An 18,449-nucleotide genomic window follows, 5' to 3' on the forward strand; every position below is an offset into this window, starting at 1 on the left:
CCACACCATGACCATGATCGACTCCCCGAGCCCCGACACGCCCTCCGCCGGCTCCGCCCGTCCCGGCGCCGGTCGCGCCCGCACCGGCCGCGCGCTCACCTACACCCTGGTCATCGCCCTCGCGCTGGCGATCGCGGTACCGGTCGCCTGGGTGCTGACGGCCTCGCTCAAGGCGAAGAGCGAATTCTTCGGCAGCCCCTGGACCCTCCCGGAGGGCCTGCGCTGGCAGAACTACGCCGACGCGTTCACCGACGCCCACCTCGGCTCGTACTTCCTGACCTCGGTCTTCGTCACCATGCTCGGCCTGGTCCTCGTGCTCGCGGTGTCGGTGCCGGCCGCCTACGTCATCGCCCGCTACGACTTCCCCGGCAAGGGCGCCGTCGAGACGGCCCTGCTCGCAGGCCTGTTCGTGAACGTCAACTACATCGTCGTGCCGATCTTCCTGATGCTGGTCGACTGGGACAAGGCGCTGGTCGACGTCTTCCCGGACGGCTTCTTCCTCGACAACCCCACCGTGCTGTCGCTGGTGTACGCGGCCACCTCGATCCCGTTCACCGTCTACCTGCTGACCGCCTACTTCCGGTCCATCCCGGTGGAATACGAGGAGGCGGCGGGTCTGGACGGGGCGTCCCGCTTCCGGATCATGACCACCATCATGCTGCCGATGGCCCGCCCGGCGGTGACCACCGTGATCCTCTTCAACTTCCTCGCCTACTGGAACGACTTCATCATCTCGCTGACCCTGCTGCCCGGCGAGGGCAAGACCGTCCAGGTCGGCCTGCTCAACCTGTTCACCGCACAGAAGGCGGCGGCCGACTACGGCCGTCTGTACGCAGGCATGGTGATCGTCATCGTGCCCGTGCTGCTCGTCTACGCGCTCATCCAGAAGCGGCTCATCGAGGGGATGGCGTCCGGTGGAGTCAAGGGCTGACCCCGCCGCGCGGACCCAAGTCGGAAGGAAACGAACCGAGATGAAGGACTCGACGCGTGCCGGCCTGCTCGTCGTCGTGCGCACCCTGATCGCGGCGGCCCTGGTGGCGCTCGTGGTCGTGGAGCGGACGACGGTCGGCTGGGGCCACCTCGCGGGGATGCTCGTCGCGCTGGGCGGACTGCTCGCCCTGCTCGCCTCGTACAACCGGAGGTTCCGGTGACCGCCGCGGCGTCCGCACGGACGCTGGCCGCGGTGCGGCCGAGCGAGCGGCAACTCGCCTGGCAGGAAATGGAGTTCTACGGCTTCATCCACTTCGGCATGAACACCATGACCGGCCGCGAATGGGGCGAGGGAGGCGACGATCCGGCCCTGTTCGACCCGTCCGACCTGGACGCCGACCAGTGGGTGCGGGCGCTGAAGGCGGCCGGCATGACCGGTGTCATCCTCACCTGCAAGCACCACGACGGCTTCTGCATGTGGCCGAGCGACGCCACCGCGTACTCGGTGGCGGCGTCCCCGTGGAAGGACGGCAAGGGCGACGTGGTCGCCGAGGTGGCCGACGCCGCCCGCCGGCACGGCCTGAAGCTCGGCGTCTACCTCTCTCCCTGGGACCGCACCGAGGCCTCCTACGGCTCCGGCACCGGCTACGACGACTTCTACGTCGCCCAGCTCACCGAACTCCTCACCCGCTACGGCCCGGTGTTCTCGGTGTGGCTCGACGGCGCCAACGGCGAGGGCCCCAACGGCAAGCGCCAGACCTACGACTGGGAGCGGTACTACGCGGTGGTCCGCGAGCTCCAGCCGGACGCGGTCATCAACGTCTGCGGCCCCGACGTCCGCTGGTGCGGCAACGAGGCCGGCGAGACCCGCCCCGACGAGTGGAGCGTCGTACCGCGCGCCCTGCAGGACGCCGAGCGGACCGCGTCCCGCTCGCAGCAGGCCGACGACGGAACCTTCGCCCGGCTGGTGCGCAGCGACGACCAGGACCTCGGCAGCCGGGCGGCGCTCGCCGGACACGAGGACGACCTGGTCTGGTTCCCGGCCGAGGTCAACACCTCGATCCGGCCCGGCTGGTTCCACCACGAGGCCGAGGACTCCCAGGTCCGGTCGGTGGACGAACTGTTCACCCTCTACCTCCGCTCGGTCGGCGGCAACTCCTGCTTCCTGCTCAACGTGCCCCCGGCCGCCGACGGCCGGCTCCACCAGGCGGACGTGGACGCCCTGGAGGAACTGGGCCGGCGGATCACGGACTTCCGAGCCCGCCGGATCGACGCCACCGCCACGGTCAGCTCCGGCACCCCGGGCGACATCGCCACCGTCTGGCCCGGCCGGGCCCAGTCCTCCTGGCGCGCCGGCGAGGACGACGCACACCCCTCCGTGACGCTCGCCCTCGGCGGCCCCCACCCGGTCGAGGCGGTCGTCGTCGGCGAGGACATCACCCAGGGCCAGCGCGTCGAACACGTCGTCGTCCGGGGCGCCCTGGACGGCGTCTGGACGACGCTCGCCGAGACCGGCGCCGTCGGCTACCAGCGCATCCTCACCTTCCCGCCCACCGAGGTGGACACCATCGCCTTCCAGATCACCGCGACCCGGGACACCCCGGTCCTCGCCCGCGTGGCGGCGATCGGGGCGTCCTCGTGAGCGCGGGCGGCCGCCGGCCGGGCGGTTCGCGCAAGCCCGGCGCGCGCAAGGCCGCCGCCGCCCGGCGGCCGGTCGCGCACCCGCCCAAGGCGGCGGGCCGCGGGCGGTTGTCGCGGCGGGTGGCCGCCGTGTCCGGCGCCGCCTGCCTGGCGGTCGCCGCGCTGGTCGCCGGCGCGGTCACCGCGTTCGGCGGGCAGGACCACGGCGACGAAGTCGCCTCCCTGGACGGCCACCCCGTCACCCGGGAAGAGCTCCTCTTCCACATGGACCGCCTCGCGCCGACCGTGCAGAACGAGCTGCGCAACACGTACCCCGCCCTGAAGACCACGTTCTCCTGGAACACAAAGGCCGGGAACCGCACCGCACTGCAGCGTCTGGAGACGCGGGCGCTCGCCGAGATCCGCGAGGACAGGACCACGTTGCTGCTCGCGCAGCAGCAGGGCCTCGTCGGCTCCGTCGACTTCGCGGACCTTCAAGCCGAGCGCACCGCCGAGAACGCCTCCCGGGCCGAGGCCGTCGCCGCAGGCCGGACCGTGTACGGCGTCACGGACTACTCCCTGGACGAGTACTACGGCCACCGGCTGACCGAGCTCGCCACCGGCCTCAAGGACAGGCTGAGCAAGAGCTCGGGCGACCCGCTGCACGTCACCGACGAAGAGGTGCGGAAGGCGTACGACGACGACCCGGACGCCTGGAACGCCAACGCCACCACCTACACGTACACGCGGCTCGTGGTGCAGGTGCCGGGGAAGGCGGGCGCGGACTTCGACGCGAAGCTCGCGCGGCGGGTGGAGGCCGCGGGCGACCTCTCGGACGTGAGCGGGGTGGCGGACGCCGAGGTCACCACCGGCACCTACGGCGGCGACGGCGCCACCAGCGTGAACACCCACGACCAGGACCTGATGTCCGTGCTCGGCGACCTGAAGCCGGGCGGGATCTCCGAGCCCGACAAGGGCGGCGGACAGATCACCTACTACCAGCTCGACAGCAAGAAGACCGACGACGACAAGGCGTTCAGCGACTACAGGTCGCGGATCCGCCAGTCGCTGGTCGAGAAGAAGTACGACAGATACCTCCAGCGCCGGGCCAACGACGCCTCGATGCGCGTCGACCACTCGGCGATGGCCGCCATCAACGCGAAGGATGTGCAGCAATGAGTCCTGCCGACGTCGGCCCACCCGAGGACAGGAACGCGCGGCGCCCGAGAATCACCGGGCGGACCCTCCGCGCGGGCCTCACCTCCTTGCTCGCGGCACTGCTCGTGGGCTCGCTCGCGCCGTCCGCGTACGCCGCCGCGGAGCCGGCCGCCGCGGCGAAGTCCGCGGCGAAGGCCGCGGCCACCGCGAAGTCCTGGCCGGGAAACACCCCCAACAAGACGGGCGGCACCGACTACTACCTCGACGCCACGCACGGTCACGACACCGCGTCCGGCACCTCGGCGCGGCACGCCTGGCAGACCCTGGCCAAGGCGAACGCGACCACCTTCAAGCCGGGCGACCGCATCCTGCTCAAGGCCGGCGAGCAGTGGCAGGACGAGCAGCTGTGGCCGAAGGGCTCCGGCAGCGCGGGCAAGCCGATCACCATCTCGGCCTACGGCGACAGGAACGACGGCCGCCCGTACATCGCGACCAACGGCAACGTCCCCAGCCCGTTCAACGCCGACGGCACCAAGAACCCCGACACCGTGGGCCTCACCGGTTCCATCGTGCTGCGCAACCAGCAGTACTGGGACATCAACAACGTCGAGCTGTCCAACGACGACGACTTCGCGACCGACATCACCACGGGCACGTACGTCCGCGACGGAATCATGGTGTCGATCAACGCCGACCTGCTGAGGGCCGGCGATGACAACGTCATGGACCACTTCCGGATCTCGGACATCTTCGTCCACGACCTCGACGGTCCGAGTCGCTGGCAGAAGATCCACTACGGTGCGGTGGACTTCCAGGTCTTCGGCAACAAGAGCTACAAGGACTACGCGACCGGCGGCAATTACTTCAAGGACGTCCGGATCGAGAACAACACGTTCGTCAACGTGGAGCTGCACGCGGTGCAGTTCGGATTCAACTGGTTCAACGCGGACGGCACCGCCGCGGGTCAGTACGACGACAGCGGGAAGTTCCACGAGGGCTGGGAGCAGCTGTGGGTGCGTACCCGCGACCTGTACAGCCGTGACGTCTACATCGGCCACAACTACGCCGAGAGCATCGGCCAGGGTGCCATCCAGCTCGCCGACACCGAGCGGATGACGGTCGAGTACAACGAGGTCAACGGCTTCCTGGCGCGCTACGACGCGGTCTCCTGCGGCCTGTACCTGTGGGCGGGCGCCGACTCGACCATGCAGTACAACGAGGTGTATGGCGGCCCGGACAACGAGTACGACGGCACGCCCTGGGACATGGAGTACACCAACTTCAACGTCACGTACCAGTACAACTACTCGCACGACAACGCGGCGGGCTGGATGGCCTACATGGGCAACAGCTCGCACTCGGTGGCGCGTTACAACCTGAGCGTCAACGACAACGGCGTCCTGGTGAAGAACATGCTGTCGTCGAACTACGAGCCCTCGTACTTCGTCAACAACACCTTCGTGTACGACGGTTCCAAGCTCGACTACGTACACGACGAGACGTTCCTGAGCCGCGTCTACTTCCTCAACAACATCTTCTACAACACCTCGAAGACCGACGAGACGACCTGGTACCGCCGCACCGGCGCGCTGCGCCAGGCCGTGTTCTCGAACAACGACTACTACGAGGCGGGCGGAAAGCACTCCACCCAGGAGCCGGCCGACCCCGACGGCCTGCGCGTGGACCCGCGGTTCAAGGGCAGCGTGGACACCTACGTCACCGGTGCCGGCGTCGCGAAGATCCGTACCGCGGCGGCGCATTTCTCGCTGAGCAAGAACTCCCCGCTGATCGACGCGGGCCGCTACAACACCCACCTGGGCACCGCCGATTTCCTCGGCACCAAGCTCTACTACGGTGACGCGCCCGACATCGGCATCGCCGAGTCCCGCAAGGGCAAGCGGGTCGCCCACCCGGTCGACGACGACCCGATCGAGGAGGAGGCCGACAACCGCGTCGACCTCGCCCTCGGCAAGACGGTCACCGCCAGCTCCACCCACCCGGGGGCGAACGGCACCCTCGGCGCGGAGAAGCTGACCGACGGCAACCTCAGCACCCGCTGGGCCGCCGCCGACGCCGCCGCCTACCCGATCACCCTCGACGTCGACTTCGGCGCGGCGACCACGTTCGACCAGGTCTACCTGGACGAGTACACCGACTCGGGCACCAACCCCCGCGTCCAGTCCTTCGACCTGCAGCGCTGGGACGACACCACCGGCACCTGGGTCACCTTCGCGAGCCGCGACACCGGCATCGGTCACGACCTGACCGTCACCGGCTTCGGCCCGGTCACCACCTCCAAACTGCGGGTGGCCCTCACCGGCCAGATCGCCACGGAGCAGTACACACCGACACTGACCGAGATCTCGGTCTACAACTCGGCGTCCTGATCCCCCGTCCGGTCCCGCGGGCATCCCGCGGGACCGGCGCCGGGCGGACACCCGGTCTGCGGTCAGGCCGCGGGCCAGAGCTCCAGGCCGAATCTGACGCAGCCGGTCCGGATCGCGCGGCGGGCTGTTCCTTGCCCGCTGATCGTCAGCCGGCGTTCTCGGCGGCGTAGGTCTGGAGCTTGCGCAGGGCCTGCGGCGCGGCGCTCTCGTCGGCGCGCGCGACGATGACGAGTTTGCCGGTGGCGACCGCGACGATCGCCTTGTCGGCCTTCTTGCCGATGACGGTGTCGTCCTGTCGGTCGGTAAGCACGTAATTCTCGCCCTGAACCGTCAGGCGCGGAGCGGCTTCGGGATCGCGGACCGTCTGCACGATCTCCTTGGTCTCCTGGGGCGAGGGGCGCCAGTGCTCGGCGTCGCTGGTGCCGTAGAGGCTCCCGCTGGGATGAGCGAGGAACACCGCATCGACGCCCGGAGTGCTTCGGACGATGCCTTCGCAGGACGGTTCCCAGCTCATGAACCGCTCCTTTCCAGTGGAGAGCCGACGGCGGCCGGACTCGGGTCCACGACGGCGCGCATACCGCCAGCGTGCAGCCCGGGGAGGTTCCCCGCGCGGGGTGCTGCTCCGGGTTGGTGACCAGCGCACACGCAGGGGAAGCACCGATACCGCCGTCAGTGTCTGCCCAGGGCCCTGCTGTGCGCCTCGTGGACATTCACTGGAGAGGCGCGAGATCCACGGCCCGGCATCGACGCCGGCATGCGGGCCGCGGTGGCCCACTGCCTCCCGTGCTCGTCGGCATCGACATCCCGGTGCGGCAGGCGCCTCCTGCAGTCGTGAACAAGGTCGTAGTCGTCCCGGTCCAGATGGGATCGGTGCCCTGTCGCGCCGGTGGTACGTCAGGACGTGGGTGCTGCCTCGTCGAAGCGGGCGCGGTTCGAGCGGATCTCGTCGTGGTGGGTGCCTGCCCAGTCGATGAGCACGGTGACGGCGTCGAGCAGGGTGGTGCCCAGATCGGTCAGTGCGTACTCCACCCGTGGCGGCACCTCGGGGTAGGCGGTCCGGGTGACGAGACCATCGCGCTGCAGCTGGCGCAGGGTGTGCGTGAGCATGCGCTGGGAGATCCCCGGTACGGAATGCTGCAGGTCGGTGTAGCGCATCGGCCCGTGCTCCAGCGTGCCGATCACGAGCACGGTCCACTTGTCGCCGGCCCGGTCCACGATGTGCCGGATGCCCTCGCCCTTGTCCATGGGCCAGCGAGCGCAGGGACCCCCCAGCACGGCACCCCGCCCATCCCTTGCGCCGTCGTGCATGACACACCAGTCCTTCCGGTTGCGCACACGCGTGTGCCTTTTGTAACCCCTCTCATGGTCACTCATCATGGGGTTACGCACCAAACGTAAGAGACCACGTCACAGGCGTGCGGTGGGACCTGCCGAACAACAGTCCCCCTATCTGACCCGTGCTGCGCGTCTGCCAGAAGGCTCTGGCTACGCCTGGAGTCCGACGCCGTCTCCCGCGAGCAGAGACCTGCCCGCTGCCCACGACCGTCGGCGCTCGACACGCCACCACCCCCCGATGAGGAGAACACCATGCTCATGCGTGCCGCGACCGTCACCCGCTTCGGAGGCCCCGATGCGGTGGAGATCACCGAACACCCGGCGCCCGTGCCGGGACCGGGCGAGGTGCGGATCAATGTGAGGGCGGCGGCGCTCAATCCCGTGGATGCGGCCATGCGGTCCGGCGTCTTCGGCGGCAAGGAGCGCATCGGCCTGGGCTTCGATGTCGCCGGCACCGTTGACGCTGTCGGCCCCGGGACTTCCTGGTCGACCGGCGATCGTGTCATCGCCTTGGCCACCGGGCACCACAAGCCGCTCGGTACCCACGCCGACTACGTCGTTCTGCGCGCCGACGCCCTCGCACCGGCACCCACGACCCTCGATGACGTCCACGCGGCGACGCTCCCTCTGAACACGACGACCGCGGCCCAGGCGCTGAGCTTGCTCGCGCTGGCCCCAGGGCAGAGTCTGCTGGTCACCGGGGCCGCAGGAGGCGTCGGCGCCCACACGGTGGAACTCGCTCACCGGCAGGGACTGAAGGTCACCGGGCTCGACTCCGCCGTGCACGAGGAATTCCTCGTCTCGCGCGGTGCGGACCGCTTTCTGGCTCGCGGAGAGATCCCCGGGGCAGCAGGTTTCGATGGTGTGCTCGACGCTGCGCGGCTGGCAGGGGGTGTTCTCGCTGCTGTCCGTGACGGCGGCGTCTACGTCGGTCTTTGGCCCGGCCAGGAACCCTGTCCCGAACGCGGCATCCGTGTCGACGCCATGGGCGTGCGAGCCGATGGGGCCCTGCTCCGCGAGTTGTCCCACCTTGCTGATCAGGGAGTGCTGCAGACCCGTGTCGCACAGACCTACCCCCTGCACGCCGCAGCTGACGCTCACGCACGGCTCGCCGAAGGCAACCTGCCCGGACGGATCGTGCTCATTCCCTGAGGCCGGGGCGATGAGTGCGGCGCCAGGGATGCACCCCACCCGCCGCGCGGTGCCTCAGGCTTCCGCGCCCGGGGTTCAGTACGGCTTTTTCCGCGACTCAAGGCGCCCGGCGTGAGAGAGCGGACCTTGGCGCTCGGTCGCTGAGACCACGAACGGGCGTACGGCTGCACGCACGACGGTGCGGGCGCCGGTGGCCGCGGGCGGCGGCGACCGGCGCCCCGGCGCGTCACGGCTTGGGCGGCACGGTGTTGCAGTCGGGGACCCCGTCGAGCCAGGCGGGTCCCTGGATGTAGATGTTGGTCATCCAGGCCTTGTAGTCGGGCAGGTACGCCCAGACGTCGTTGGAGTAGCCCTCGGCCTCCACGAGTTCGGCGTGCTTCTGGCACTGCACGCGGATGGTGGTCGGGCCGGGGAAGGCGTAGACGCGGCCGGCGCCGAGCGAGGGCGCCTGCTTGGTCCACACGCCGCTGCCCCAGGTGCGGTGGATGTGGCCGGTCACCGCACCGGTGTTGACGCGCACGGCGCCGTAGTAGTCGCCGCCCAGGCGGACGTCGCTGACCATGAGGCGGGTACCGGACTCCTTGGCCTCCACCATCTTGCCCGCGCCGAGGTAGATGGCGATGTGGTGCAGGTCGTCGGAGCGGCCCCAGGCCAGCAGGTCGCCGGGGAGCAGCGGCGCCAGGCCCTGGGCGGCGGTGAAGCGGTTCGCCGCCCGGTGGGTGTAGTACTGCGTGCTGGCGGTGCCGTTGAGGATGTCGGAGCCGGCGGCACGTGCGTAGGCGTGGCGGACGAGGCCGGAGCAGTCGAAGCCGAGCCGCTCGGGGTCGTGCACGCTGTCGGGGTCGGTCGGGTCGATCTGGCCGTAGGTGGCGCCGGGTTGGGCGCCGTGGCCGCCGCCCCAGGTGTACCAGGTGCCGGCCGCCACCTCGGCGCAGGCGGCGGCGATGGCGGCTTCGGCGGCCGCGGAGGCCCCCGGGGCGAGAGCGCCGCACGCGGCGGCGTCCCGTTGCGGAGCGCGCGGCGGGCCCGCGGCGGCGGCCGCGGCCGGCGCGGCGAGGAGAAGGGCGAGCAGGGCGATCAGTGTGTGGACGACTCTGGTCCGGCAGGCCATGCCAGGACCCCCGTTTTCTGGTGGTGTGCGGAACTGGTCGGACAGCAGCCTGGGGGCCGCGCCCCCGGCCCGTCGAGGTGCGGGGCGTCGCCCCGCTGCGGTGGGCAACGGGAAACCCTCGGGAAACCCGCGCCCACCTGGGAGTGCGGGCGGTCACCCCCCGGCGGGCGCCAGATGGCTGTCCGCGGCAGCCCGGACGCGGGGACACCGGGCAGCAGGGCGGCGAGCCCGCGGGCGTCCAGGCCCGAGCACAGCCGGGTCTGCGGGTCGAGTTCCCACAGCCGGACGGTGCCGTCGTTGCCGCTGCCGGCCAGGGTGCGGCCGTCCGGCGTGAAGCTGACGCTGCGCACCGCGCCGGGTTCCTCGAACCGGTCGACGATCACCACCGGACGTGACGGCGGCGGGCGCCGCTACCCGCGGGTCGCCCGGTGATCCGCCCGAGCGGGCCATGATGCCCTCCAGTAGCGCGGCGGGCTCGCGCCGGAGCCGCTCGGCGGTGACACCGAGGTCCTCGCCCAGGGCCTTCGCGGTCCGCTCCAGCAGCTCCTCACCGAGCGACCGCGCGATCGGGGTGAGGGTCACCAGCGGCCACCGGTCGGCCCCCGACACTGGGAAGTCACCGCGCCGCAGCGCGGGTCCAGGGGTGCGAGGGGGTGAATGCGGCCTGTCGCTCGCCGACATCGGAGTCGTCGCAGTTGCGCGGGGAACGAGTGCGTGGTCGGCGCATCCGGGTTCCCCGCGTCGTGGGGGTCGACCACGATGTCCCCCAGGGCAGTACGGCCGTAGAACGGCCGTACGTGAAGGCCGCTGGGGGACATCTGGGGCATCCCGGTGTTGTTTCGTTGTGACGCAAAGACGCACGTCCGAAGCCGAGTCGACGGCTCCGGACGTGCGTCTCCACGGCGCCCGGGCGGATCAGGTCAGGGTCGCCCCACAGCCGCCGTTGACCCACTGGTGCGACCGGATGTTGTCGTTCACGACGTTGCCGTCGGTGAAGTAGTTGTCGGACAGGTTGTCGGCGTAGAGCTCGCCCGGGTACAGGCAGGTGTGACCGCCCTGGTAGTTCTCCAGGTAGAAGAACTTCACGATGGACAGGTTGCCCGTGTAGCCCCGGTTCATCACCGAGGACGCCCGGTCGTTCGCGCCGCCCCAGTTGGAGCTGTTGCCGGCGGCGACGATGATCGGGCTGCCGTTGCAGTCGTAGCCGTCCCAGGCGTACATGTTGCCGTTGCGCGCCCCCCACTTGCTGTCGCACACGGCGCCGGCGGCTCCGCTCTCGGCGGCCTGCGACGTAGTGGCCGGGACGGCCACGCCCAGGGCGGTGAGCCCGATGAGCGCTGCGGAGACGGTGAACTTGCGCATGATGGTTTCCCTCGTTTCTCGATGGTGCCCGTTGGTGGTGCGCCGGCGGGGCGGGGCGTCGGTGCCCGTGGGGTGCCCTCGCCGGTGGACGGGGCGCTTCCGTGCGCGAGATGGTCAGTCACGCTCCGGAACGATGCGCACCGCCCGGTCGTAGGCCTGCCGGCCGAGACGGCGGTAGGTGTCGATGTCCTTGACGTACCGGTCGGGCAGGCGGTCCAGGTAGTGCTGCTCCCGGGCCGTGGCCACGGCCCGCAGGGAGGTACGGCGCGCGCAGCCGGCGTCCGCGACGGCGGTCCTGCGCTCGGTGGCGAAGGCCTCGTCGGCGCGGGCCGCGCCCAGCCGTACGGCCGCGGCCCGCACGCCGTCCTGGGCGGCCTGGGGGTCGGAGTAGGGTTCGCCGGCCTCGCGCATGCACGCGGACCACGCCTGGACGGCGGCGGTGAGCTGCCCGTCCTTCATCAGCCGACCGGCGTAAAGGGAGTTGGCGCTCATCGCGATCTTGCTGGTACGGAACCACTCGGCGGGATCGCCGTAGAGCGTGCGCTCGGCCTCCTCGGTGCAGCCGCCGATGCGCTTGCGGATCTCGCCGCCGTTCGGCATCGGGGCGGTGAGCATGCGGGCGCCGTCGCCGCCGTCCAGGGCCTCGTCGAACAAGGTGCGGCGCGTGGCGGTCAGCTCCTGGCGGTAGGCCCCGTTGACGTTGAGCTCGCGCAGCCGCGCGCTCTTCGCCTCGATGCGGCTGCCGTAGCCGTAGGTCCGCGCCCACGCCAGGTCGTCTTGGACGAAGCGCACGGGCCGGCTCTCCTGGAGCGTCAACTCGCGTTCCTCCTGGTAGGTGAAGCCCTGGCGCGCCATGCACCGGCCGGTCAGCCGCTGAAGGGCGTCGTTGACGCGGACCTCCTGCCGCCAGGTCAGCGCGGGTGTGCGCACGCCGGTGTCCTGGCGGGTCCCTCCGGGGGCGTCGCCGGCACCGTCACCGCCGTTACCGCAACCGGTCACCACGGCGGTGGCGAGCGCGATCACCGCACACAACGACATGAGCGCACGTCTCATGGACCCCGACTCCCCCTGCCGCCTCATGGCCCCTGATCCCCGGTGCCGCCCGGTCACCCGTACGGCACCGCAGAGGGCGCCCCCTCGGTTGCCGTCGGCCACGGTCGTGCCGTGCGCCGACGGGACACAGACTCGTGGCGCCGCTCCGGTGGGGTCGACGGGTTTCCCGTTGCCCACCGGCTGCCGGACGGGGAAACCGGGGGCGAGGTGGGCGAACGGGGCGGGGGAGGCAACGTCTACTGAGCAGCCCGGCGGACGGAATGCCGACGTCCGAACCCCCGCGGAGCGAGCCGAGCGCGCCGAGCAGGAGGACCTGGCCGCCGAACTCGCCGCCGCGTGAACCGGGCCACGGCCGCCTGGTGAGTCAGATCGTGCACGTCGTCCTGGAGGACACCGCCAAGGTCGCCGCCGTACCCGTCGTTGGTCCCTACGGCGGCCGAGGAAGATAGAGGCATGGTTGGTCAGAACTCGGTGGTCGCCCCGGCAGTCGTGATGGATGAAGCGGAAGCACTGGCGTTGATCGGTGCATCGGCTATCGAGCGCTTCACCGTGGGTGGCGCGGCAGTGGTCATAGGCCCAGCAGGAACTTTGATCATCACGGATGCGGCGGATGATCCCGATAGGAGCGGGGTGTGGAACGCCAAGGAGGTCCGTCTGCTCGGTCCTGCTCCGGCGCCGGTCATGAAGCGACTCTTGGGGCAGACCGACACATGGAGCTCGGGTGACACTCCGTTGCCCATCCATGTGATGGTTCGCGTCGTAGAGGGCCTGCTGTATCTGCGCGCCGGCCGCGTAGGGAAGGCTGAGACGGTGCGTCGTCCCGGTTGCGGCGCGGACGAACTCGTCAGATGCACATTGCGACTCGACCCGCCACTGAGCAAGGCCCTGCTCGAACGGGTCCGTCGGCCGCGTCCTCCCGTGGAGCTTCCGGGACTGGGGTGGCTGCGGCACGTGAACGACGACCGCGCCACTGCACTGGAGCAGTTCGTCACGGGCTGGTACCCAGCCACCGCCGGGACCACGGATCCAGCGCGCGAAGGCGCGCTCTCCGCAGCCATACCCGACGGGCTCAGGCAGCTCTATCGACTGGCGGAGCACCGGCCTAGTGTTCTCGGAGTCCAGAACTACATCGTTCAGGACCCTGCCAGGAAAACCGATAGCTGTGGAGACATGCTTGTCTTCGGTGTGGAGAACCAAGGATGTTTCTCCTGGTCCCTCTTGTGGTCGCTCGGCGAGCCCGAGGACGATCCCACGGTTTGGTACCGGGAGGACGACGAACCGCCAATCGCCGAACTTGAACCGCTCAGCGGCTTCCTCATTCAGTTCTCACTCTTCGAAGCCTCAATGGGCGCCGACTACAAGGCACTGTCGCGCGAAATCAGCGGAGAACAGGTTCAACAGCTCACCGAAGGACTGCGCCTGGTTCCTCTGCGCCCTTTCTGGCCGGAGACATCCACACGCTTCTACGTGGCCCCGGGGCTCGTCATGCACGTCGCGAACGGGTGGAAGGACAACCAGTTCACCGCCTGGGCCGGGGCTATGCACCGTAGCGCTCTGGCCCCCTTGGCCCGCATGGACATCGACTGGCTCCGCTACGACGGGTGAGGGGCCTCAAGAAACGGCACCGACCAGGCGGATCACGGCCGTGCGGTCGCGGAAGATCCCGACGACGTCGGATCGGCGCCGGATCTTGTTGTTGTCTCAATGGAGCTTGATCGAGGCAATTCGCTGGCAGCCTGGTGCCGTGGAAGACTTCGTAGATCAAGAGCCGCGCGATTCGTTCGCTGCAGCAGAATCTCCGGCCTGGGCGGTGAGAGCCGCTGCAGGACGGCGACTGGCGGCAGCGTCTCGGATCGAGAGCGTCGCCGGCTTCCTGCACCAACTGCTACTGGACGATCGGGACACCGGAGTGACCTCGGATACCGCGGCGGCACTGTTGGCTCGGCGGGATCTGGCCGGACTACGCGCCGTGCTCGCGGCCCTCGCCGTCGCGTCTGACGACGGGACCACTGATCAGCTCGCTGCTGAACTCGACTGCGACCCACGCTGGGCGACCGGACGGGACGCAGACGAGCTGATCGCACAACTTCGCCTGCTGGCATCGGACGGGGAGCCCGAGGTCCGCCGCGAAGCACTGTTGCGACTTGCGCGCCTGCGCTGAGGGAGTCCCAGGCGCGTACGCGCCAGGCGTAGGCGCAACTGGTTGCCGCAGGGGCAAAATCCGTTCTGTGTGACCGGCTCGGCGCGGAATCCGCGCTCCGGCAGGATAGGTGCATGCATCTTGATGTCCTGCGAATCCGTGACGACTTCCCCGCGCTGAGGGAAAGGGTGGCCCACTTCGACGGGCCGGGTGGCTCACAGGTGCCCCGCCAGGTCGCCGAGGCGATGGCTGAGGTGATGTGCTCGGGCATCTCCAACCGGGGCACGGTGACAGCTGCCGAGCGCCGTGCCGAGCACGTCGTCAAGGAGGCGCGGCGGGCCATGACGGACCTTCTTGGCTGCGAGCCGCGCGGTGTCGTCTTCTCCCGGTCGGCGACGCAGGCGGCGTACGACGTCTCCCGTGCCCTGGCACGGCAGTGGACAGCCAGTGACGAGGTGGTCGTCACCCGTCTGGACCACGATGCCAACATCCGGCCGTGGATCCAGGCCGCGGAATCCGCCGGTGCGACGGTGCGGTGGGCCGCGTTCGATCCCGCGAGCGGTGAGTTGAGCGTCGACGCCCTGCGGGAACAGCTGTCCGGCCGGACCCGGCTGGTGGCGGTCACCGGGGCGTCGAACGTGCTGGGCACACGCCCCGACGTGGCGGCGATCGCCGCGGCCGTCCACGAGGTCGGAGCCCTGCTGTACGTGGACGGGGTGCACCTGACGCCGCACGCGCCGGTCGACCTGGCCACCCTGGGCGCCGACTTCTTCTCGTGTTCGCCCTACAAGTTCTTCGGCCCCCACCATGGTGTCGTGGTGGCCGATCCGGGACTGTGGGAGGAATTGCGACCGGACAAGCTGCTGCCCTCCAGCGATGACGTGCCGGAACGCTTCGAGCTGGGCACCCTGCCGTACGAGATGCTCGCCGGTACCACCGCGGCCGTGGACTACATCGCCTCACTGGCGTCCTCCGCGGGCGACCGGCGCAGCCGGGTGCTGGAGTCGATGCGAGCGGTCGAGACATACGAGCAGAACCTGCTGGGGCAACTGCTGGAGGGGCTGTCGGGCATCGACGGGGTGCGGCTGTACGGCGCGCCGGCACGCCGTACGCCGACGGTGTTCTTCTCCGTGGAGGGAGTGCCGGGCCGGGAGGTCTATGAGCGGCTGGCGCGGCGCGGTGTGAACGCCCCCGCGGGCAACTTCTACGCGCTGGAGGCATCGCGGCTGCTGGGCCTCGGCGACACCGGCGCTGTACGTGCAGGGCTCGCCCCGTACGTCGACGCCGAGGACGTGCAGCGGCTGATCGACGGTGTCGCGGAGGTGGCCAAGTAGACCGCGGAGTGCAACTCGTGCACGAGCAGTCCGGCGACGGCGCCATGAGCGCCGTCAACTTCGCCGGCCAGGTGAGCCGTCACGGCGGCGCGGGGTACAGGTCGCCGGGTTAGACTCGCGCCCCGGACGCGGGAAGGAGCGGACACGTGAGCGGCGCAGCACCCATACGGTTCGGCATCGTGGGCAGTGGCTGGCGGGCCGAGTTCTTCGCCCGGCTGGCGAGGGCCCTGCCCGAACGGCTGGCGGTGGCCGGCGTGGTGACGCGCTCGGCCGAACGAGCCGCCCAGGTGGAGGCGGAGTGGGGGGTGCCCGCCTCCCGGACGGTCGGTGAACTATGCCGCAGCGAACCGGAGTTCGTGATCCCGTCGGTACCGTGGGAGGTTACGCCCCAGGTCGTACGGGAACTCGTCGAGCACGAGGTGCCCGTCCTCGCGGAGACACCGCCGGCGCCCGATGTGCGCGGCCTTCGGGAGTTGTGGGATGCCGTGGGAGCCGCGACGCGCGCCGGGGGCGGCCGACTCGTCCAGGTCGCGGAGCAGTACACGCTGATGCCCGGCCACGCCGCTCGTATCGCCCTCGTACGAGAAGGGGTGATCGGCGAGGTCACGTCCGTCCAGGTGTCCTCGACCCACATGTATCACGCGATGTCGCTGATCCGGCACACGCTGGGCGTCGGTTGCGGGCCCGTGACGGTGACGGCCCGGGCCTTCACCGCCCCGCTCGCCGATCCGCTGTCACCCGGCGGCTGGTCGGACGACCTCACGCCCAAGGACGCCGTCACCACTCTCGCTCTCCTGGACTTCGGCGGGGCCCGCACGGGCCTGTACGACTTCACGGACAACCAGTGGTGGAATCCGCTGCGCGCCCGCCGGATCGTGGTGCGCGGCTCGCTCGGCGAGATCGTGGACGACACGGTGGTGCGGATGGCCGATCCGCGCACGCCGGTGGAGTCCCCGCTGGTGCGTCGCCGTACCGGCACCGACCTCAACCTCGAAGGGGCGGAGGTGCACCACATCTCGTTCGACGGACGGGTTGTGTGGCGCAACGAATATCTGGGCGCGAGCCTGTCCGAGGACGACCTCGCCGTGGTGGACCTGCTGTGCCGTACGGGCGCATGGGTCCGGGACGCCGGCCCGGAACCGTATCCGCTGGCCGAGGCCTGCCAGGACCATCTGCTGGCGCTGGCCATCGACGAGTCGGCGCTTACGGGGGTGCCGGTGACGACCGCCGTGGAGGCGTGGGCGGCCCGCTGATCCCGCCGGCCGCCCCGGCTCCCTTCGTGCCCGCCCGCGGCGAGCGGGAGCGGCTCATCCTCGGCGATCTCCGGCATGTCAATGTCACGGAAGCACTGGCCGGCCGCCCTCTCGATGCCTTGGGGGACGAGTAGTTCGGCCGGGCGCACGGCTCGGGTGTGCGGGGAACGCGTTCTTCACAGCACGCAGGATGGCGTCGGCGCATAAGGGTCCCGTGGATGTCGGCGTCTCGCGTATCGCACCGGGGGAGCTTTGCCTGATGCGGCACGAGCTGGTCCGGTGGTCTGGATGGTCCAGGGCACGTGTGCGTTCCCGCGTGAGGGCCCTTGCCGAGCAGCATGCGATAGGAGTCCCACGCCGAGATCGCTGGACTGTGTCGAGCGGGAGTCGAGGCATGCCGCATGCCGTGGCGGACCTTGGCACCGGGCGGCAGCCGTCGCGCCAGGCGGTCCGTGACCTGACCAGGCTCCCTGCCGGGGCGGCACGTTGGGGGCCGGGAGCGCGATCGGGAACCGACGGCTCCTTGGGTGCGTCCGCCAGATGACGGGTCGGTGGGGCCCTGTGTTTGCGGGGATGGAGATCATGTTCGTTCTGGTGTTGCTCGGCGTGCTGGTGTTCGTCGTCGGCGGGTGCGTATGCGTGGTGTGGGCGGAGCGCGGCGGGCCCCGCTGGGTCCGCGTGGTTGCGACCGTGACGCTTGCTGCGGGTGAGTTGCTCCGTCATTCGGAGCGGAGCCGGCGCCGGAGTATGAGCGGGGCGGGCGACGACGGGGATTAGGCCAGGTCCTGTCCGGCGGATTGCGCGTCGCCCGCGTATGACCGGCGGTCGACGACCATCGGCGTCAGTGTTCACTGTTCACGCCGGCCTCGGCGCTGACATGGCGCCCGTCCACGTCCACGCCGCGGAACACTTGTGGGTGAGCGAAGGCCCGCAGGCCAGTCCTCGGTGGTGTCGCGCGCTGGGAGCGTTTCCCTTCTTGCGCGTCGGCGGCCAGGAGCCGGCCGGAGTTCATGCTGCGTAGGCCTGTCCAAGTCCGGTGTCTTGTGCGGTTGTTGTGCGGTGGTGATACTTCAGCGGCCGGAGGGTTCCGGTTGACGCTTCTTGAGTGGGGGCTTGATGCGCAAGAGACAGTGGTGGGCTCGAGTTGTGGCGTTGCTGGCGGCCACCTTGGGGCTGGTGGTGCTGGCACCGGCACCGCAAGCGAGCGCGGGGGGCTGCACCATCGTGGGGTGTTCGCAGTCCTGGAACTACACCTCCACCTATGCGACCGCGTTCAAGAGCTGGACGTGCGAGTGGGGGACGACCGGCTCGTGGAGTACCGGCTGTGTCGGGGGTGACCCGTACGGCCTGTCTGGCTACGGGACGCACACACCCGACGGGCAGGACTGGGATGTGGTCCGCATCGATGCGGGCTGGTGCTACAAGCTGCATCTGCTGGTGCCGGGCAAGACGTGGGACGTGGTGTACGACCGTCGCGGTACCTCGGCGGCGTATGTCAAGGTCGAGAACTGGGGGTACGCCAAGATCACGTACCAGTCGTCCACGTCCTGTCCCTAGATCCGGCAGCGCGCCGTGTGAAGCCTGCTGCCATACGACCTGGCGCGGGTTCCTCCA

General features: G+C 70.0%; 18 protein-coding genes and 1 pseudogene. 12 read left to right on the forward strand and 7 right to left on the reverse strand.

Annotated elements, in window-relative coordinates; genetic code table 11:
• Positions 1-7 precede the first annotated feature (7 nt).
• The 5 genes from ACFW3D_RS31850 to ACFW3D_RS31870 are packed head-to-tail and all read left to right on the forward strand — an operon-like array spanning position 8 to position 6,095.
• Positions 8-931 (forward strand): carbohydrate ABC transporter permease, encoded by a 924-nt coding sequence (locus ACFW3D_RS31850; RefSeq protein ID WP_500510082.1) that lies wholly within the window; start codon positions 8-10, stop codon positions 929-931.
• Between the two features lie 40 nt (positions 932-971).
• The gene (locus tag ACFW3D_RS31855; RefSeq protein ID WP_500510084.1) at positions 972-1,151 is read left to right on the forward strand and encodes a DUF6903 family protein; all 180 of its coding nucleotides are present in this window, start codon (positions 972-974) and stop codon (positions 1,149-1,151) included.
• The gene (locus ACFW3D_RS31860; protein WP_500510086.1) at positions 1,148-2,572 is read left to right on the forward strand and encodes an alpha-L-fucosidase; all 1,425 of its coding nucleotides are present in this window, start codon (positions 1,148-1,150) and stop codon (positions 2,570-2,572) included. Before ACFW3D_RS31855 ends, ACFW3D_RS31860 begins: the two co-directional genes overlap by 4 nt.
• Entirely contained in the window at positions 2,569-3,729 is a 1,161-nt protein-coding gene (locus tag ACFW3D_RS31865; protein ID WP_500510089.1) for a peptidyl-prolyl cis-trans isomerase, read from the forward strand. The genes ACFW3D_RS31860 and ACFW3D_RS31865 overlap by 4 nt, the downstream gene beginning before the upstream one ends.
• Positions 3,726-6,095 carry a discoidin domain-containing protein gene (locus ACFW3D_RS31870; RefSeq protein ID WP_500510091.1) on the forward strand — a complete coding sequence of 790 codons (2,370 nt, stop codon included), beginning with the start codon at positions 3,726-3,728 and terminating at the stop codon, positions 6,093-6,095. Before ACFW3D_RS31865 ends, ACFW3D_RS31870 begins: the two co-directional genes overlap by 4 nt.
• 145 nt (positions 6,096-6,240) lie before the next feature.
• On the opposite strand, the gene ACFW3D_RS31875 is transcribed toward ACFW3D_RS31870, so the two are convergent.
• Entirely contained in the window at positions 6,241-6,609 is a 369-nt protein-coding gene (locus tag ACFW3D_RS31875) for a profilin (protein ID WP_500510094.1), read from the reverse strand.
• A 380-nt stretch (positions 6,610-6,989) separates the two neighbouring features.
• The gene (locus tag ACFW3D_RS31880) at positions 6,990-7,340 is read right to left on the reverse strand and encodes a winged helix-turn-helix transcriptional regulator (RefSeq protein ID WP_500510096.1); all 351 of its coding nucleotides are present in this window, start codon (positions 7,338-7,340) and stop codon (positions 6,990-6,992) included.
• 348 nt (positions 7,341-7,688) lie between these two features.
• On the opposite strand from ACFW3D_RS31880, the gene ACFW3D_RS31885 reads away from it, so the two are divergent.
• Positions 7,689-8,582, forward strand: a complete 894-nt coding sequence (locus ACFW3D_RS31885) for an NADP-dependent oxidoreductase (RefSeq protein WP_500510151.1) — start codon at positions 7,689-7,691, stop codon at positions 8,580-8,582.
• Positions 8,583-8,808: 226 nt separating this feature from the next.
• Here ACFW3D_RS31885 and ACFW3D_RS31890 read toward each other — a convergent pair whose 3' ends face one another.
• The 4 genes from ACFW3D_RS31890 to ACFW3D_RS31905 form a co-directional block, all read right to left on the reverse strand.
• A complete protein-coding gene (locus tag ACFW3D_RS31890; RefSeq protein WP_500510098.1) occupies positions 8,809-9,693 on the reverse strand; it encodes a C40 family peptidase in 885 nt (294 codons plus the stop codon).
• Positions 9,660-10,076, reverse strand: coding sequence for a hypothetical protein (locus tag ACFW3D_RS31895; protein WP_500510100.1), 417 nt, complete (start codon positions 10,074-10,076; stop codon positions 9,660-9,662). The genes ACFW3D_RS31890 and ACFW3D_RS31895 overlap by 34 nt, the downstream gene beginning before the upstream one ends.
• A gap of 532 nt (positions 10,077-10,608) precedes the next feature.
• Positions 10,609-11,055, reverse strand: a complete 447-nt coding sequence (locus ACFW3D_RS31900) for a peptidase inhibitor family I36 protein (protein WP_500510102.1) — start codon at positions 11,053-11,055, stop codon at positions 10,609-10,611.
• Between the two features lie 114 nt (positions 11,056-11,169).
• The gene (locus ACFW3D_RS31905) at positions 11,170-12,108 is read right to left on the reverse strand and encodes a hypothetical protein (protein WP_500510105.1); all 939 of its coding nucleotides are present in this window, start codon (positions 12,106-12,108) and stop codon (positions 11,170-11,172) included.
• 453 nt (positions 12,109-12,561) lie between these two features.
• On the opposite strand from ACFW3D_RS31905, the gene ACFW3D_RS31910 reads away from it, so the two are divergent.
• Complete coding sequence (locus ACFW3D_RS31910) at positions 12,562-13,713, forward strand: hypothetical protein (RefSeq protein WP_500510108.1); 1,152 nt, start codon at positions 12,562-12,564, stop codon at positions 13,711-13,713.
• Between the two features lie 12 nt (positions 13,714-13,725).
• Here ACFW3D_RS31910 and ACFW3D_RS31915 read toward each other — a convergent pair.
• Positions 13,726-13,806, reverse strand: a pseudogene (locus ACFW3D_RS31915) (transposase); the annotation flags it as partial.
• A gap of 46 nt (positions 13,807-13,852) precedes the next feature.
• Between ACFW3D_RS31915 and ACFW3D_RS31920 the strand changes: the two are divergent.
• From ACFW3D_RS31920 to ACFW3D_RS31940, 5 genes are all read left to right on the forward strand, one after another.
• Positions 13,853-14,269: a hypothetical protein gene (locus ACFW3D_RS31920; RefSeq protein WP_500510110.1), complete on the forward strand. Its 417-nt coding sequence runs from the start codon at positions 13,853-13,855 to the stop codon at positions 14,267-14,269.
• Positions 14,270-14,382: 113 nt separating this feature from the next.
• The gene (locus tag ACFW3D_RS31925; protein WP_500510113.1) at positions 14,383-15,582 is read left to right on the forward strand and encodes a cysteine desulfurase-like protein; all 1,200 of its coding nucleotides are present in this window, start codon (positions 14,383-14,385) and stop codon (positions 15,580-15,582) included.
• A gap of 146 nt (positions 15,583-15,728) precedes the next feature.
• Positions 15,729-16,835 carry a Gfo/Idh/MocA family protein gene (locus ACFW3D_RS31930; RefSeq protein ID WP_500510115.1) on the forward strand — a complete coding sequence of 369 codons (1,107 nt, stop codon included), beginning with the start codon at positions 15,729-15,731 and terminating at the stop codon, positions 16,833-16,835.
• Between the two features lie 582 nt (positions 16,836-17,417).
• Complete coding sequence (locus ACFW3D_RS31935; RefSeq protein ID WP_500510154.1) at positions 17,418-17,612, forward strand: hypothetical protein; 195 nt, start codon at positions 17,418-17,420, stop codon at positions 17,610-17,612.
• A 369-nt stretch (positions 17,613-17,981) separates the two neighbouring features.
• A complete protein-coding gene (locus tag ACFW3D_RS31940; RefSeq protein WP_500510117.1) occupies positions 17,982-18,392 on the forward strand; it encodes a hypothetical protein in 411 nt (136 codons plus the stop codon).
• Positions 18,393-18,449 lie beyond the last annotated feature (57 nt).

Source organism: Streptomyces sp. NPDC058864, assembly GCF_042742985.1.
Classification (GTDB): Bacteria; Actinomycetota; Actinomycetes; order Streptomycetales; family Streptomycetaceae; genus Actinacidiphila.

Excerpts from the sequence above, each read along its gene's own strand:
- ACFW3D_RS31890 (WP_500510098.1), bottom strand. The coding sequence starts at position 9,693 with ATGGCCTGCCGGACCAGAGTCGTCCACACACTGATCGCCCTGCTCGCC.
- ACFW3D_RS31855 (WP_500510084.1), top strand. The coding sequence starts at position 972 with ATGAAGGACTCGACGCGTGCCGGCCTGCTCGTCGTCGTGCGCACCCTG.
- ACFW3D_RS31875 (WP_500510094.1), bottom strand. The coding sequence starts at position 6,609 with ATGAGCTGGGAACCGTCCTGCGAAGGCATCGTCCGAAGCACTCCGGGC.
- ACFW3D_RS31910 (WP_500510108.1), top strand. The coding sequence starts at position 12,562 with ATGGTTGGTCAGAACTCGGTGGTCGCCCCGGCAGTCGTGATGGATGAA.
- ACFW3D_RS31935 (WP_500510154.1), top strand. The coding sequence starts at position 17,418 with ATGTTCGTTCTGGTGTTGCTCGGCGTGCTGGTGTTCGTCGTCGGCGGG.
- ACFW3D_RS31885 (WP_500510151.1), top strand. The coding sequence starts at position 7,689 with ATGCGTGCCGCGACCGTCACCCGCTTCGGAGGCCCCGATGCGGTGGAG.
- ACFW3D_RS31850 (WP_500510082.1), top strand. The coding sequence starts at position 8 with ATGACCATGATCGACTCCCCGAGCCCCGACACGCCCTCCGCCGGCTCC.
- ACFW3D_RS31880 (WP_500510096.1), bottom strand. The coding sequence starts at position 7,340 with ATGGACAAGGGCGAGGGCATCCGGCACATCGTGGACCGGGCCGGCGAC.
- ACFW3D_RS31900 (WP_500510102.1), bottom strand. The coding sequence starts at position 11,055 with ATGCGCAAGTTCACCGTCTCCGCAGCGCTCATCGGGCTCACCGCCCTG.
- ACFW3D_RS31925 (WP_500510113.1), top strand. The coding sequence starts at position 14,383 with ATGCATCTTGATGTCCTGCGAATCCGTGACGACTTCCCCGCGCTGAGG.
- ACFW3D_RS31905 (WP_500510105.1), bottom strand. The coding sequence starts at position 12,108 with ATGAGACGTGCGCTCATGTCGTTGTGTGCGGTGATCGCGCTCGCCACC.
- ACFW3D_RS31870 (WP_500510091.1), top strand. The coding sequence starts at position 3,726 with ATGAGTCCTGCCGACGTCGGCCCACCCGAGGACAGGAACGCGCGGCGC.